A 14036-nucleotide genomic window follows, 5' to 3' on the forward strand; every position below is an offset into this window, starting at 1 on the left:
CTATGAGGTGACGCTGGCGCAGGCCGAGGGCTGCGTCGGCGTCGTCTGCCGTGTTAGCGCGAAGGTGGTGCAGCCCGGTCCCTGGATCGTGCCGACCAGATGATCGCCGGCGGTCTCGTCCCCGGTCAGGCCGACGGTGACATAATTGTCGGGTCGCCGCCGCCACGCGCCGGGCGCCAGCACCAGATGGTGGTTGCGGTCCATCATCCCCGCCATGTCGAAACACCCTGTCGGCACGGCCGGATTGGCCGAGACGGGATAGAATTCGAACAGGCCGACGGTGCCGCCGTCCGGCTGCACCAGCAGGGTCAGCGTCAGGCCCGTCGCCCCCTGGGCACAATGATAGGCCCCGCTCCAGACTTCCGTTTTTGTGCCGCCGGCCTGGGCCAAGGGCGCCGCCGATGCCAGGCCGATCACTGTCAAACATCCGGCCCAAACTCTCATCGCCTGCCTTATCATCGCCAAGGCTCCCGCTTTTGACGGCGGGAACGCAACGCTGTCTTTTGATCCCGGTCAATGCGGACCGCGAACACATCATCGAACATGGATGAAAAGACCTGCCAAGGCAGAGGATAGGCTCCATGTATTTCCTGGCCCTCGCCGCCGATTATGATGGAACGCTGGCCCATGACGGCGTTCTCGCGGCGGAAACACTGGCTGGCCTGCGTCGCTTCCAGGCATCCGGCCGGCGCGTCATCCTGGTCACAGGCCGGCAAATTCCCGACCTGAAAGCGGCCCTGCCGGACCTGTCGGTCTTCGACCATATCGTCGCCGAGAACGGGGCGCTGCTCTACGACCCGGCGACGGGCCAGGAACGCCTGCTGGCGCCGCCCCCGCCGGCCGGTTTCGTCGAACGGCTGCGCCAACTGGGTGTGACACCGCTGTCCGTCGGCCGCTGCGTCGTCGCTACCTGGGAGCCGCAGGAAGCGAAGGTATTGGCGGCCATCCGCGACCACGGGCTGGAGTTGCGGATCGCCTTCAACAAGGGCGCGGTGATGGTATTGCCGCCCGGCGTCTCCAAGGCGTCCGGACTGACGGAGGCACTGGCCGAACTGCGCCTGTCGCCGAAAAACGTCGCGGGCGTCGGCGATGCCGAGAATGACCACGCCTTCCTCGCCATGTGCGGCTGCGCCGCCGCCGTTTCCAATGCCCTGCCGCCGCTGAAAGAGACTGTGGATATCCAGCTCACTCAGGATCACGGGGCCGGCGTCGTGGAGCTGATGGCGCGGATCGAGGCGGAGGACGCGCGCCTAGCTCCGCTTAGGAAACACGGCATCGCCATCGGTACCGACGACGCCGGACAGGCGGCCTATCTCAGCCCGGCGGCGGGCCATGTTCTGCTCGTCGGTCCCTCCGGCTCCGGCAAATCGACGCTCGCGACCACGCTCACCGAACAGATGCTGGCACAGGGGCTCAGCTTCTGCGTCATGGACCCGGAAGGCGACTATTACGAGTTGCAGCACGCGGTCTGTGTCGGCAGTGCCGCGACCGCGCCCAATATTCACGATGCCCTGACGCTGCAGCAGGAGGCCCAGGTCAATCTCGTCGTCAATTCACAGGCACTGACCTTGAGCGAAAGGCGGCGGCTGTTCGACCAGTTGATCACCGAAACGGCCGGTCTGCGGGAGACGACCGGCCGGCCGCACTGGCTGGTTCTGGACGAGGCGCATGAAATGGTGCCGGCAGGCGGCACGCCCGGCCGGGGGGATATGCCGCGCGGCGCGCCCGGCGCGATCTTCGTCACGATGGTTCCGGAATCGCTCGATGTGGCAGTGCTGCGGACGATCGAGACGGTGCTCGCCTTCGGCAGCAATCCAGCGCAATTCCTGGCGCGCTTCGCCGAGATCACCGGCCATGCCCTGCCGCCTGATCTGCCGCACCCCCCGCCCGGCACGCTGCTGCTATGGCAGCCGAAAAGCGGGGACAGGCCGATAGTGGTGCAGCCCTTCCCGCCGCATCAGCCGCACCATCGCCATATCGGCAAATATGCGACAGGCGATGTCGGTGCCTGGCACAGCTTTTATTTTCGTGACCTCACCGGGCGGCTAAATCGACCGGCGCATAATCTTTACGACTTCATCGAACTCGGTGAACAGGTCGATGACACCATCTGGCTGCATCATCTGCATGCCGGCGATTATGCCCGCTGGTTCCACGACGTCATCCGTGACGAGACGCTCAGTGCCGAGGCAAGCCGGATCGCGCAGGATGAGCGCCTGTCCGCCCAGGACAGCCGCCGGCTGATCAAGCGGGCGATCTGGCGGCGCTATGCCGCCCCGTGCGAGCGCGTCGTCGCGACCCGCCCTTAGCGGCAGGCCCTTCCTCTATTCCCTCGACCTGCCTATTCCGCTAACGCCCGCAGGCGAGTGGTAGAGGTTTTTCTGAATGACGATTGCGCATGCCGGCCTGTTTTCCCCGGCCTATATCGTGTCGGGACTGCTGGTGGGCGTGCTGGTCGGACTGACGGGCGTGGGCGGCGGCTCCCTCATGACGCCGCTGCTGGTGCTGCTGTTCGGTTTCCACCCTTCCACCGCCGTCGGCACCGACCTGCTCTTTGCTGCCGCAACCAAGACGGTCGGCACTTCGATCCACAATGCCGGACGGTCGGTCGATTGGCGGATCGTTGGGCTGCTGGCCATCGGGTCGATGCCGGCGACCGTGCTGACGCTGCTGACCATCGCCCATTTCGGCACCACCAGCCACGCCGTCACCTCGGCCATTTCCCTGGTTCTGGGCATCGCCCTGCTGCTGAGCGCCTTGTCCCTGCTGGCGAAAGACTGGGTTCTGGGTTTCGCGATACGGCGCAATCCGGATTACGGAATGCACCAGTCGGTCAGCCTGACCATTCTGGTCGGCTTCGTGGTCGGCGTCGTGGTGTCCATCTCCTCGGTCGGGGCCGGAGCGCTGGGGACGATCGCCCTGCTGTTCCTGTATCCGCGCCTGCCCGTTGTCCGGATCGTGGGCTCCGACATCGCCCATGCCGTGCCGCTGACCCTGATAGCTGGCATGGGCCATTGGTATCTGGGCGCCGTGAACTTTCCCTTGCTCGGATCCCTGCTGATCGGCTCGATTCCGGGCATCGTCATCGGCAGCCTTTGCGCGCGCTACGCGAAAGAGGCCTATCTCAAGCCGGCACTCAGCGTGGTACTCATCCTGGTCGGTATCAAGATGCTGACGGGCTGAGGCCATCCGCCCCTTGATGCCCTGTGCCTTCCGATTTAGGAACGCCGCACTCTCTAGGTCAGGATATGGCGATGGACGGCAGCCTGCACAGCATCGACGAATCGGCGGAAAAGCCGGTCTCGCCGGAAGCGCAGCCCAGCGCGCCAGCGCCCGCTGCGAAGCCGACGGAACCCGCGAAAAGCAGCTTTCCGCCGCCGGCAGAACTGCCAACGCAGATCGGCCCGCAAGGCATCCGATTCGATATCAACCAGGGCGCGCGCGTGGTTCTGCCAGCGCGTGAGGAAGGCAACTGGCGCGTGCGGCTGCGCGACCTCGATACCGGCAATATCCTGTTCCAGAGCGACAACAAGGGCGCGTCGATCCGCTCCTCCAAGCGCTTCTATGTGCGCTTCGGCATCGACGTCTGGGATATCGACGCCGATGGCAAGGCAACGCCGGTCCTGACGCATGAATATGACGTGCGTGGCCGCGATGTGCTTATCCATTTCCCGATCGGCACGCTGGGCGACACCATGGGCTGGTTTCCCTATGCGGCTCGCTTCGCCGCCGTGACGGGCGCGCGCGTGACCTGCGCGATGTCCAAACTGATCATTCCCCTGTTCGAGAAAGCCTATCCGGGCCTGCGTCTGGTGACACATGAGGAGGTGAAGGAGCAGAAACTGGCGGAACAGGCCTATGCCACCTATTGCCTGGGTCTCTTCTTCGACGACGCCACATTCGAGTGGCAGCCGACCGATTTCCGCCATGTCGGCCTGCACCGCACGGCCGGCTACATTCTGGGCGTGGACCCGACCGAAGAGGCCCCGCGCCTGACTTTGCCGGACGAAAGCCGCCCGATCCCGGAACCCTACGTCTGCATCGCGGTGCAGGCCTCGACCCAGTGCAAGCAGTGGAACAACCCGCACGGCTGGCACGAGGTCATCGCCTTCCTGAAATCGCAGGGCTACCGCGTCATCTGCATCGACCAGAAGGCGGTCGCGGGCGCGGGCATCATGTGGAACCATATCCCGCATGGCGCCGAGGATCAGACGGGCGACCGCCCGCTGGCCGAGCGCGCACGCTGGCTGCGCCATGCCGCCGCCTTCATCGGCCTGTCCTCGGGCCTGTCATGGCTGGCCTGGGCCGCCGGTTGCCCGGTGGTGATGATCAGCGGCTTCACCCATCCGACGAACGAATTCGACACGCCCTATCGCATCATTAACTGGCATACCTGCAACAGCTGCTGGAACGATATCCGCCATCGCTTCGATCACGCGGATTTCCTGTTCTGCCCGCGCCACAAGGGCACGGACCGGCAGTTCGAATGCACCAAGCTGATCACCAGCACCCAGGTCATCAATGCCTTGAAATCGGTGCCGGCGCTGGCGGCCGCGGCGTAACGCTGTCCCAGTCATCCGCGCATTTATTGCGCGGATCGGCTCTGTTGGAAGTCGATGGTATCCCCGTGCTTGTCGAGGGCCCTGTAGAGGTAGGCCCACTGACCTCGGACCTTCACGTAGGTCTCATCGACGCGCCAGCTCGTCGAACGCGGCCCGCACGATCTCGCCCTCGAAGTGACGCCCTTTGAAGTCCGACTTGGCCCGGCCGCTTCTACCCTCGCGCCACCCATCTCGACGCACCGCGATCAGGTTTGCAACAGATCCGTAGAAAGCGCCAAGCGTTAGGTCATTGCGCGGGATGGGCCTTGGCCGTCAGGTCAAGGCCCAGGGCTTTCATGACTGAAAGCGTGGTCTTGAGCGTTGGATTGCCTGCCTCGCTGAACGAGCGATAGAGCTGTTCGCGGGATAGGCCGGTCTGACTGGCAATCTGGGTCATGCCCTTCGCCCGCGCGACAATGCCAAGTGCATGCGCAATGTAGCTGGCATCTCCGCTCTCGAAGGCATCAGCCATGAAGGCGGCAATTTCCTCATCATCGACCAAGGCCGCTGCTGGATCGTAAGTCGTCAGTTTTTCAGCCATCGGTATCACTCCATTCTTTGGCGAGTTTCTTAGCGGTTGCGATGTCGTGGGCCTGGGTTTTCTTGTCTCCGCCACAGAGCAGCACGATCAGGACAGAACCGCGTTGTTAGAAATAGACCCGGAAACCGGGGCCGTAGTGGATGCGCAGTTCGCTGACCCCCTCCCCTACCGGTTCCACGTCACCCGGCAATCCGCGCGCCGGGCGGGCCAGCCGCGCCGCAATCAGGGTCTTAGCCCGCTTGTCGCTTAGGCGGCCTTCCCATTTGGCGAAGGTCTCGGTTTGCTTTAGCTCGATCATATCTGCGACTGTAGTCTAAAAACTACGATCGCGCAGCGCCATTTTCGGCGGCTCTGTTACAAAGGTTGGTCGAGGGCACGAAGGCGGGGGTTGATGACACTGGGCTTTTCCCAGTCCTTCAAGCCGCGCAGCGCCTTGTCGAGGAAGCGCTTGGCCGCCGCCGTGTTGCGCGTCGGCGAGCGGTAGAAGTCGATGGTATCCCCGTGCTTGTCGAGGGCCCTGTAGAGCTAGGCCCACTGACCTCGGACCTTCACGTATGTCTCATCGACGCGCCAGCTCGTCGAACGCGGCCCGCACGATCTCGCCCTCGAAGTGACGCCCTTTGAAGTCCGACTTGGCCCGGCCGCTTCTACCCTCGCGCCACCCATCTCGACGCACCGCGGCCAGGTTTGCAACAAAGCTCGCGCACGACGATAAGGTGGGCAGCCGTCAGCCCGCTGCGATGACGTCCAGACCGGGCAGATAGGGACGCAGCGCGTCCGGCACGCGGATGGAACCATCCGCCTGCTGATAGGCCTCCATCACCGCGATCAGCGTGCGGCCAACCGCGAGGCCGGACCCGTTGAGCGTATGGGCGAAAGCCAGCGTCTTATTGTCCGCCGCCGCGCGGAAGCGCGCATTCATCCGCCGCGCCTGGAAGTCCCGCATATTCGAACAGGAGCTGATTTCCCGCCAGGCCTGCTGGCCGGGCAGCCAAACTTCCAGGTCATGCGTGCGGGCCGAACCGAAACCGGTATCGCCCGTGCAGAGAAGCAGGCGGCGGTGGGGCAGTTCCAGCCGCTCCAGCACCGTCTCGGCACAGCGCGTCATGCGCTCATGCTCGGCATCGCTGTGATCGGGGTGGGTGATGGAGACCATCTCCACCTTGCGGAACTGATGCTGGCGCAGCATGCCGCGCGTATCGCGTCCGGCCGAGCCCGCCTCGCTGCGGAAGCAATCGGTCAGGGAGGTCATGCGCCAGGGCAGCTTCGCCTCCGGCGTGATCTCGGCCGCCGCCATATTGGTCAGCGGCACTTCGGCGGTCGGGATCAGCCAGCGGCCGTCCGTAGTGCGGAACAGGTCTTCCGAGAATTTGGGCAGCTGCCCGGTGCCGTAGACCGCGGCGTCGTTCACCAGCGTCGGCACCGCCATTTCCTCATAGCCATGCTCGAGCGTGTGCAGATCGATCATGAACTGGCCGAGCGCGCGTTCCAGCCGCGCCAAAGCGCCGCGCAGCACGGTGAAACGCGCCCCGGCCAGCTTGGCGGCACCCGCGAAATCCATCAGCCCCAGGGCCTCGCCCAGCTCGAAATGCTGGCGCGGCGTGAAGTCAAACGCCGGCACCTGCCCCCAGGTTTTGAGCACGACATTCGCGCTCTCGTCCCGGCCGTCCGGCACTGCCGCGTCCAGGATATTGGGCAGGGCTTCGAGCACGGATTTGATCTGAAGATCGGCATCGTCGGCCTGGGCTTGCAATTGCTCCATCTGTCCGCGCAGCGCTACCGCTTCCTGCTCAAGCGCGGCGGTATCCAGCTTCTCGCGCTTGGCCTTGCCGATATCGCGCGACAATTCGTTGCGCCGCGCCTGTGCCGCTTGCAGATCGGACAGGGCCGCGCGACGGCCGGCATCCAGAGCCAAGATCGCTTCGCTTTGCGGCGCAAATCCCCGGCGCGCCATGGCGGCGTCGAAAGCTTGCGGTTCGGCGCGGATGGCGCGGATGTCATGCATGGCTCAGGCTTTCAGTCTTGCAAGTCGTGCGCGGGACGCCCCGCGCTTATTCCTCGTCGAGTTTCGGCTCGACCAGCCGGACGCAGAGGATGGAGATTTCGTAGAGAATGATCAGCGGCACCGCGAGGCCGGTCTGCGTCAGCACATCCGGCGGCGTCAGCACGGCGGCGATGACGAAACAGCCGACATAGGCATAGCGCCGGAACTTCTTAAGCGTCTTGGAGCGCAGGATGCCGACCTTGCCCATCAGCGTCAGCGCCACCGGCAGCTCGAAGGCCACGCCGAAGGCGAAGACCAGCTTCATGACAAGTCCAAGATAATCCGAGACGCGCGCCATCAGCTCAATCTGCATGCCGTCAGCGGCCGGGTGGGCGGTCGGCGTCTGGAAGCTGAGGAAGAAGCGGAAGGCCGTCGGGAAGATCACGTAATAGGCGAGCGCGGCTCCGGCCAGGAACAGAACCGGAGTTGCGACGATGAAGGGCAATAGAGCCTTCTTCTCGCTGCGATAGAGGCCGGGGGCGATGAACAGCCAGACCTGGGTCGAAATCAGCGGAAAGGCGACGAAAACGGCCGCGTAGAGCGAGACCTTGATATAGGTGAAAAAGGCTTCGTAGAGTTGCGTGTAGATGAGCGTCGGCTCTTCGCCCCGGCTCTTCATCACCGCCACCAGCGGATGGGCGATGAAGGAATAGATCTGGAACGAGAAGTGGTAGCAGGCCAGGAAAGCGATCAGCAGGCCGGCAGCCGACCACAGCAGGCGGCGGCGCAGTTCCGCCAGATGCTCCAGCAGCGGCATCGGCTTGTCGTCGATTACGTCGTTTTCACGCGCCACGTCAGGCTGCCTCAATCTCTCTACAGGTTGATGCCGTTAGCGGCGGATGCCCGGCGGTATGAAGGCCGGGCGCTGACCCGTGAGGCCAATGGTGGGCGGCACGAAGGACGGCCGCATCGGCCCGGCTTCGGCCACCGCCGGCTCCAGATCCTCGGGCCGTTCGATGGTATATTCCGGGAAGGCGCCGACCTCGACCGCCTCGACACCGGTGCGATCCATCCCCGTCATGACGCTGCCCGTGGCGGACCCCGTCATCGGGTTTTCAAAAGCCGAGCGGATGGTGCGATCGGGGTCGATCATCTTGCCGATCTGCTTGCGGACATCCAGCCCGCCCCGCAGTTCCGCGATGCTGTCTCGGACTTCGTGCAGGTTCGCTTCCTTGACCAGATCATCCATCTGGCCCTGGAATTCGCCCGCCATCTTGCGAGCCTTCTTGATCATGCCGGTGATCGAGCGGATCGCGACGGGCATGTCTTTCGGGCCGATGAAAATCAGCGCGGCCGCGGCAATGACGGCGATATGGGCCCAGGACAGAAAATCGAACATGGCTGGCGAATGCTCCCCCGCCCGACTGCTAGCAGGAAGTTTCCCAATGGGAAACTCCGCCTCAGCCCTGCGCCGGCGCGTCTTCCTCTGTCGCCGGAGGGATCACGCCCTCAGTTTCCGCATCGTCGTCCTGCCGGTCGTCCGCTTCGCTGGCCTCATCCTCGCCGCTCATCGCCGGTTGTCCGGCAGAAGGCAGCGTGGGCGAGCCGCCGAAGATGGCTGAATCATTGATGAGATCTTCCCGCCGCGGCAGGTCCGACAGCGCCTTCAGGCCGAATTTGGTCAGGAAGTTCGGCGTCGTCCCCCACAGTGTCGGGCGGCCGGGGCTTTCCCTGCGGCCGCGCGGGGCGATCAGCTCGGCTTCCAGCAGGGCGTCCAGCGTGTTCTGGGACAGCGCGGTGCCGCGCACCTCCTCGATCTCGCCGCGCGTCACCGGCTGGCGATAGGCGATGATGGCCAGCGTCTCCATCGCCACACGCGGCAGGCGGCGCGGCACCTCGATGACCCGCGTCAAGCGGGGGGCCAGGTCAGGCGCGGTGCGGAACTGTAAGCCGCCCGCGACGTCGACCAGTTCCACGCCGCGCCCGGCATAGCGTTCCTTCAGGGCGGCGACGACATCCGCCACCGCCTCTTCCTCAGGCAGAAGCGGCCTCAGTATTTGAGGGGAGATCGGCGTGGCCGATGCAAAAATCAGGGCTTCCGCCAGGCGGAGGCTGTCGTCGGATACCGTCATCGTCTTCCGGTCAAAGGTCACGGGACTGGCGAGGAAGGCCAGGCGGGGCGGCTAGCTAGCCGATGGATCCCGCTCGCGCCAGTCTCACTCCACCTTAAAATCCCTTGAGGGAGCAAGAGATGCTTTTCTACCCCCTTGTGAAGGCTTGGGCACGCAGGTAAGCCCGCGCGCGTTGCTGCGGCGTGGAAGGTTCTCTCTATATGTTTTCTCGCATCCTCGGAATGATGTCCGCCGACATGGCGATCGACCTCGGGACGGCCAATACCCTGGTCTATGTCAAAGGGCGCGGAATCGTGCTGAACGAACCCTCGGTGGTGGCCATCGCCGATGTGCGCGGCAAGAAGCAGGTTCTGGCGGTCGGCGAGGAAGCCAAGAACATGCTGGGGCGCACCCCGGGCAACATCTCTGCCATCCGCCCCATGCGTGACGGCGTGATCGCCGATTTCGAAGTGGCCGAAGAGATGATCAAGCATTTCATCCGCAAGGTGCATCATCGCCGCGGCTTCGCGAGCCCGCTCATCATCGTCTGCGTGCCCTCCGGATCCACCGCCGTCGAGCGCCGCGCCATTCAGGAAAGCGCCGAGAGCGCCGGCGCCCGCAAGGTTCTGCTGATCGAGGAGCCGATGGCGGCCGCCATCGGCGCCGGCCTGCCGGTGACCGAGCCTTCCGGCAGCATGGTCGTCGATATCGGCGGCGGCACCACGGAAGTCGCCGTCATCTCCTTGGGCGGCATCGTCTATGCTCGCAGCGTCCGCACCGGCGGCGACAAGCTGGATGAGGCGATCATCAGCTATATCCGCCGCCACCATAACCTGCTGATCGGCGAGAGCACGGCCGAGCGCATCAAGATGGATATCGGCGCCGCCATGACGGATGCGCCCGGCATCGACGGCCCCTGGCGTGAAGTGAAGGGCCGCGACCTGATGCATGGCGTGCCGCGCGAAGTGATGGTGAGCCAGCGCCAGATCGCCGAAAGCCTGACCGAACCGGTGAGCGCCATCGTCGAAGCCGTGAAGGTCGCGCTGGAAAACACGCCGCCGGAACTGGCCGCCGATATCGTCGACAAGGGCATTGTGCTGACCGGTGGCGGCGCTTTGCTGCACCGCTTGGATCAGGTGCTGCGCGATGAGACCGGCCTGCCGGTCGTGGTGGCGGAAGAGCCGCTGCAATGCGTGGCGCTCGGCACCGGGCGCGCGCTTGAAGAAATGAAGCGCCTGCAGAACGTCCTCACCTCGATGTATTGACCAAAGCGGGGCCTGCCTCCTCAGTATCGGAGGCGGGCCCCGTCCATGGCGGGACAGACCCGTCATCTTGTGTCAAAGGTTTGAGTCGATTCTCGGACCCGCGGCGCGTATAGGCGCGGTCTTGCTCGCATCCTCAGTCTCGGAGACCCAGACGCGGTGATAAGGCTGTCTATTCCTGTCCGCCAGGCGCTGGAAAAACTGTCTCTGCCGGTTCTGATCGCGGCAGCTTTCGGCCTAATGCTGATCGGCAAGGCCGATGCCGTGCTGGCGGTGGAGGTTCGGGTTGCCCTGGCCGATCTGCTGTCCCCGATCTACGCGGTTATGGCCGAACCTTTGGCCGAGGTGCGCGGGACAAGCGCGGATATCGTGGGGATCTGGGACATTCGCGCCGAAAACGCCCGGCTTCGCATCGAGAACGAGAAGCTGCGCCGCTGGCAGGCGGCGGCCCTCGCTTTGGAAGCGCAGAACCAGGAATTCAAGGCGCAGCTGAACTGGATGCCGCCCGCCGCCCCGGCCTTCACCACGGCCCCGGTGGTCGCCGATACCGGCGGCGTCTATGCGCGCTCCGTCCTGCTGGCCGTGACGCCGCCGCATAAGGTGGTTCTGGGCGAAATCGCGATGGATGATCGTGGCGTCGTCGGGCGGGTGACCGAGGTCGGCAGCCGCAGTGCCCGCGTCCTTCTCATCACCGATATCAACAGCCGCGTGCCGGTGACGATGGAAAGCGGTGGCGCCCATGCCATCATGGAAGGCACCAATGGTGCGCTACCCGTGCTGCGCTACTGGCCGGAAGGCTCGGCGCCGGTCGAGGGCGAGCGCGTCATGACGAGTGCCGCCGTCGGCGCCTTTCCCGCCGGCCTGCCGCTCGGTACCGTGCATTACAATGCCGATCATGTGCCGCAGGTCTATCCGGTGGCGGATCTCGACCATCTCTCCATCGTTCGCCTGTTCGACTACGACGATACCGGGGTCGAAGCACCGGACGCGCCGCCGGGACGGAAGTTGATGCAGCAGCAGCCTCCCGCCGCCGCCAAGGGCGCGCCTGTAAAGGCCCACTAGTTCGTGGATAAAACGCCAGGTATCCGGCCACGGCGGAGCTGGGGCCAGCGCCTGGATCGCGCCGCCCGGCATGGCTTTCCGGCGGCGACGACGATTGTCGGCATCATCCTGCTGGCCGCCCCCTTCGGCCTGCCGGGCCAGGCGCAGCTGATGTCTGCCTTCACGCTCGCCGCTGTTTTCTTCTGGTCACTGTTCCGCCCAGCATCATTGCCGCCGCCTCTGACCTTCATCCTGGGCGTGCTGGCGGATCTGTTGGGCGAGATGCCGCTGGGTACCAATGTGCTGGTTTTACTGCTAACGCAGCTTTTGGTCGTGCGCAGCCGCCGGTATCTGCCGCAGAAGGGTTTTTTGTTCGTCTGGCTGGTTTTCGTCGCGGTCGCCGCTGTCGCGGCGCTCATGCAATGGGCTCTCGCCTGCCTGATGAGCTGGGTGATCTACCCACCCATCGCCACGCTTGCGCAGTTTCTGCTGACGGCCGGCCTCTACCCGCTGCTCGCCATGGGCTTCAGCCAGGCGCATCGCACCATCGCCGCACCGGAGCGGGTCTGATGTGCCTTACGAAAGAGACACGTCACATCGGGCCGCGTCCTGATATGAGGCGCGCATGAAGAAGGAAATCATGCGGAGCGGGATCTTCACCCGCCGGGCGCTGCTCGTCGCCGGCGGCCAGATCGCCGTCTTCGGTATTCTGGGCGCCAAGCTGTACAAGATGCAGGTGGTGGACGGTGAAAAATACACCGCCATGGCGCGCGGCAATTCCGTCAGCGTCCGTCTTCTGCCGGCGTCGCGCGGCCGCGTTTTCGATCGCTTCGGGGCGGCGCTGGCTAACAATCGCCAAAACTGGCGTGCTTTGCTGATGGTCGAGCAGACCAATGATACCAGCTCGGTCCTGGATGCTTTTTCCAAACTGGTGCCGCTGTCGGACAGCGAGCGCAGCCGCATCACCCGCGAATTGCATACCCACCAGCGCTACGTGCCGGTGATGCTGCAGGACTTCCTGACCTGGGATCAGATGGCGCTGATCGAGGTGAACGCACCCAATCTGCCCGGCGTGCTGATCGATGTCGGCTCGACCCGCATCTATCCGCAATCCGAACTGCTGTCCCATGTCGTGGGCTATGTGGCGCCCCCGCACGATGCCGATCTGAAATCCGACCCGACCTTGGCCATGCCCGGCATGCGCGTCGGCCGCACCGGTGTCGAAGGCTTCAATGACATCGCCCTGCGCGGCCATGCCGGCGCGCAGCAGCTTGAGGTCAATGCCGTTGGCCGCGTCATTCGCGAGCTTGACCGGCAGGAAGGCACGCCGGGCACGGATATCGGCCTGTCCATCGACACCGCCTTGCAGCAGGCGACGGCGAACCATCTGGCGGGTCTCAGCGCCAGCGCCGTCGTCATGGACCCGCGCAACGGCGAAGTGCTGGCCATGGTCAGCCAGCCCAGCTTCGATCCCAGCCTGTTCGATAGCGGCGTCAGCAATACGCAATGGCAGAGCTGGATGAACGACCCGCGCAAGCCTTTGGTGAACAAGGCCGCCGCCGGCGTCTATCCGCCGGGCTCCACCTTCAAGCCGGCGGTCGCCATGGCGGGGCTGAGTTCCGGCGCGCTCGGCCCGGACGAGATGCTGAATTGCGCCGGCCATTTCGACCTCGGTAATGCGCGCTTCTACTGCTGGCGCAGTTGGGGCCACGGCATGCAGAACGTGACGACGGCGCTGAAGAACAGCTGCGACTGTTTCTTTTACCAAGTGGCGCTGCGCACCGGCATCGACACCATCGCCGCCTATGCCCGCCGCTTCGGTATCGGCACCGATATCGGCATGGACCTGACCAATGTCGCCAGCGGCTTCATGCCGACCAAGGAATGGCGCGCCCGGCAGCATAAAGGCTGGCCGCTGGGCGATACGGTCGTCAGCGGCATCGGCCAGGGCTATATTCTGGCGACGCCCCTGTCGCTCGCGACCCTGTGTTCTCGCGTCGCAACCGGCCGGGCGGTGCAGCCGCATGTGGCGCGCCACCGCGACGGCGTGCTGCAAACCGGGGCAGCGGCCGACGACTGGCCGGAAATGAGCATGCCGAACCACTACTTCAATCTGGTCCGTCAGGGCATGTTCGAAGTCATCAATGCGCCGGACGGCACGGGAAAGATCGCCAAACTGCCCATGCCGGGCGTTCAGATGGCCGGCAAAACGGGGAGTGCGCAGGTGATCCGGGTCAGCCGCGCCCAGCGCGAGCATGGCTTCAACTCCATGAACCTGCCCTGGGCCTTGCGCCCGCATGCTCTGTTCATCGGCTTCGCGCCTTTCGACGCACCGCGTTATGCGGTCGCCGTCGTTGTCGAGCACGGCAATGCCGGCGCAGATGCTGCCGGGCCGGTGGCGCGCGACATCATGATGGATGCATTGACGCTGGACCCGGCGGGACGCGACAAGCCCCTGAACCCGCCGCCCGCCCCGCCCCTGCAAAGCTCGTGAGA

14 protein-coding genes and 2 pseudogenes are annotated in these 14036 nt (G+C 64.8%); 7 read left to right on the forward strand and 9 right to left on the reverse strand.

The features are described 5' to 3' along the window. Nucleotides 1-417, reverse strand: coding sequence for a hypothetical protein (locus ASILVAE211_RS05520; RefSeq protein ID WP_227320303.1), 417 nt, complete (start codon nucleotides 415-417; stop codon nucleotides 1-3). A 164-nt stretch (nucleotides 418-581) separates the two neighbouring features. Here ASILVAE211_RS05520 and ASILVAE211_RS05525 point away from each other — a divergent pair, with 164 nt between their 5' ends. The 3 genes from ASILVAE211_RS05525 (at nucleotide 582) to ASILVAE211_RS05535 (ending at nucleotide 4562) form a co-directional block, all read left to right on the forward strand. After that, nucleotides 582-2309, forward strand: a complete 1728-nt coding sequence (locus ASILVAE211_RS05525; RefSeq protein WP_227320304.1) for an HAD hydrolase family protein — start codon at nucleotides 582-584, stop codon at nucleotides 2307-2309. A 76-nt stretch (nucleotides 2310-2385) separates the two neighbouring features. Next, entirely contained in the window at nucleotides 2386-3183 is a 798-nt protein-coding gene (locus tag ASILVAE211_RS05530; protein ID WP_227320305.1) for a sulfite exporter TauE/SafE family protein, read from the forward strand. A gap of 71 nt (nucleotides 3184-3254) precedes the next feature. Further along, nucleotides 3255-4562, forward strand: a complete 1308-nt coding sequence (locus tag ASILVAE211_RS05535) for an autotransporter strand-loop-strand O-heptosyltransferase (RefSeq protein WP_227320306.1) — start codon at nucleotides 3255-3257, stop codon at nucleotides 4560-4562. 38 nt (nucleotides 4563-4600) lie between these two features. Here ASILVAE211_RS05535 and ASILVAE211_RS05540 read toward each other — a convergent pair. The 8 genes and pseudogenes from ASILVAE211_RS05540 to scpB all read right to left on the reverse strand — a co-directional run. Further along, nucleotides 4601-4714, reverse strand: a pseudogene (locus ASILVAE211_RS05540) (DDE-type integrase/transposase/recombinase); the annotation flags it as partial. A 134-nt stretch (nucleotides 4715-4848) separates the two neighbouring features. Beyond that, a complete protein-coding gene (locus tag ASILVAE211_RS05545) occupies nucleotides 4849-5142 on the reverse strand; it encodes an addiction module antidote protein (protein ID WP_227320307.1) in 294 nt (97 codons plus the stop codon). 106 nt (nucleotides 5143-5248) lie between these two features. Further along, nucleotides 5249-5440, reverse strand: coding sequence for a type II toxin-antitoxin system RelE/ParE family toxin (locus ASILVAE211_RS26295; RefSeq protein ID WP_319799536.1), 192 nt, complete (start codon nucleotides 5438-5440; stop codon nucleotides 5249-5251). Nucleotides 5441-5529: 89 nt separating this feature from the next. Further along, a pseudogene (locus tag ASILVAE211_RS05555) lies at nucleotides 5530-5730 on the reverse strand (DDE-type integrase/transposase/recombinase); the annotation flags it as partial. Between the two features lie 139 nt (nucleotides 5731-5869). Next, a complete protein-coding gene (gene serS, locus ASILVAE211_RS05560; protein ID WP_227320308.1) occupies nucleotides 5870-7147 on the reverse strand; it encodes a serine--tRNA ligase in 1278 nt (425 codons plus the stop codon). Nucleotides 7148-7193: 46 nt separating this feature from the next. After that, the gene (tatC, locus tag ASILVAE211_RS05565; RefSeq protein WP_227320753.1) at nucleotides 7194-7943 is read right to left on the reverse strand and encodes a twin-arginine translocase subunit TatC; all 750 of its coding nucleotides are present in this window, start codon (nucleotides 7941-7943) and stop codon (nucleotides 7194-7196) included. A gap of 72 nt (nucleotides 7944-8015) precedes the next feature. Beyond that, on the reverse strand, nucleotides 8016-8525 hold the full coding sequence (locus tag ASILVAE211_RS05570; protein ID WP_227320309.1) for a Sec-independent protein translocase family protein: 510 nt from the start codon (nucleotides 8523-8525) through the stop codon (nucleotides 8016-8018). 61 nt (nucleotides 8526-8586) lie between these two features. Further along, complete coding sequence (scpB, locus tag ASILVAE211_RS05575; RefSeq protein ID WP_227320310.1) at nucleotides 8587-9258, reverse strand: SMC-Scp complex subunit ScpB; 672 nt, start codon at nucleotides 9256-9258, stop codon at nucleotides 8587-8589. A gap of 200 nt (nucleotides 9259-9458) precedes the next feature. On the opposite strand from scpB, the gene ASILVAE211_RS05580 reads away from it, so the two are divergent. From ASILVAE211_RS05580 to mrdA, 4 genes are all read left to right on the forward strand, one after another. Further along, the gene (locus tag ASILVAE211_RS05580) at nucleotides 9459-10502 is read left to right on the forward strand and encodes a rod shape-determining protein (RefSeq protein ID WP_227320311.1); all 1044 of its coding nucleotides are present in this window, start codon (nucleotides 9459-9461) and stop codon (nucleotides 10500-10502) included. Between the two features lie 156 nt (nucleotides 10503-10658). Continuing rightward, the gene (gene mreC / locus ASILVAE211_RS05585) at nucleotides 10659-11561 is read left to right on the forward strand and encodes a rod shape-determining protein MreC (protein WP_227320312.1); all 903 of its coding nucleotides are present in this window, start codon (nucleotides 10659-10661) and stop codon (nucleotides 11559-11561) included. A 3-nt stretch (nucleotides 11562-11564) separates the two neighbouring features. Continuing rightward, the gene (locus ASILVAE211_RS05590) at nucleotides 11565-12110 is read left to right on the forward strand and encodes a hypothetical protein (RefSeq protein ID WP_227320313.1); all 546 of its coding nucleotides are present in this window, start codon (nucleotides 11565-11567) and stop codon (nucleotides 12108-12110) included. Between the two features lie 55 nt (nucleotides 12111-12165). Then, the gene (mrdA, locus tag ASILVAE211_RS05595) at nucleotides 12166-14034 is read left to right on the forward strand and encodes a penicillin-binding protein 2 (RefSeq protein WP_227320314.1); all 1869 of its coding nucleotides are present in this window, start codon (nucleotides 12166-12168) and stop codon (nucleotides 14032-14034) included. Nucleotides 14035-14036: the final 2 nt, after the last annotated feature.

It is taken from the genome of Acidisoma silvae, from assembly GCF_020618775.1.
Taxonomy (GTDB): Bacteria; Pseudomonadota; Alphaproteobacteria; order Acetobacterales; family Acetobacteraceae; genus Acidisoma; species Acidisoma silvae.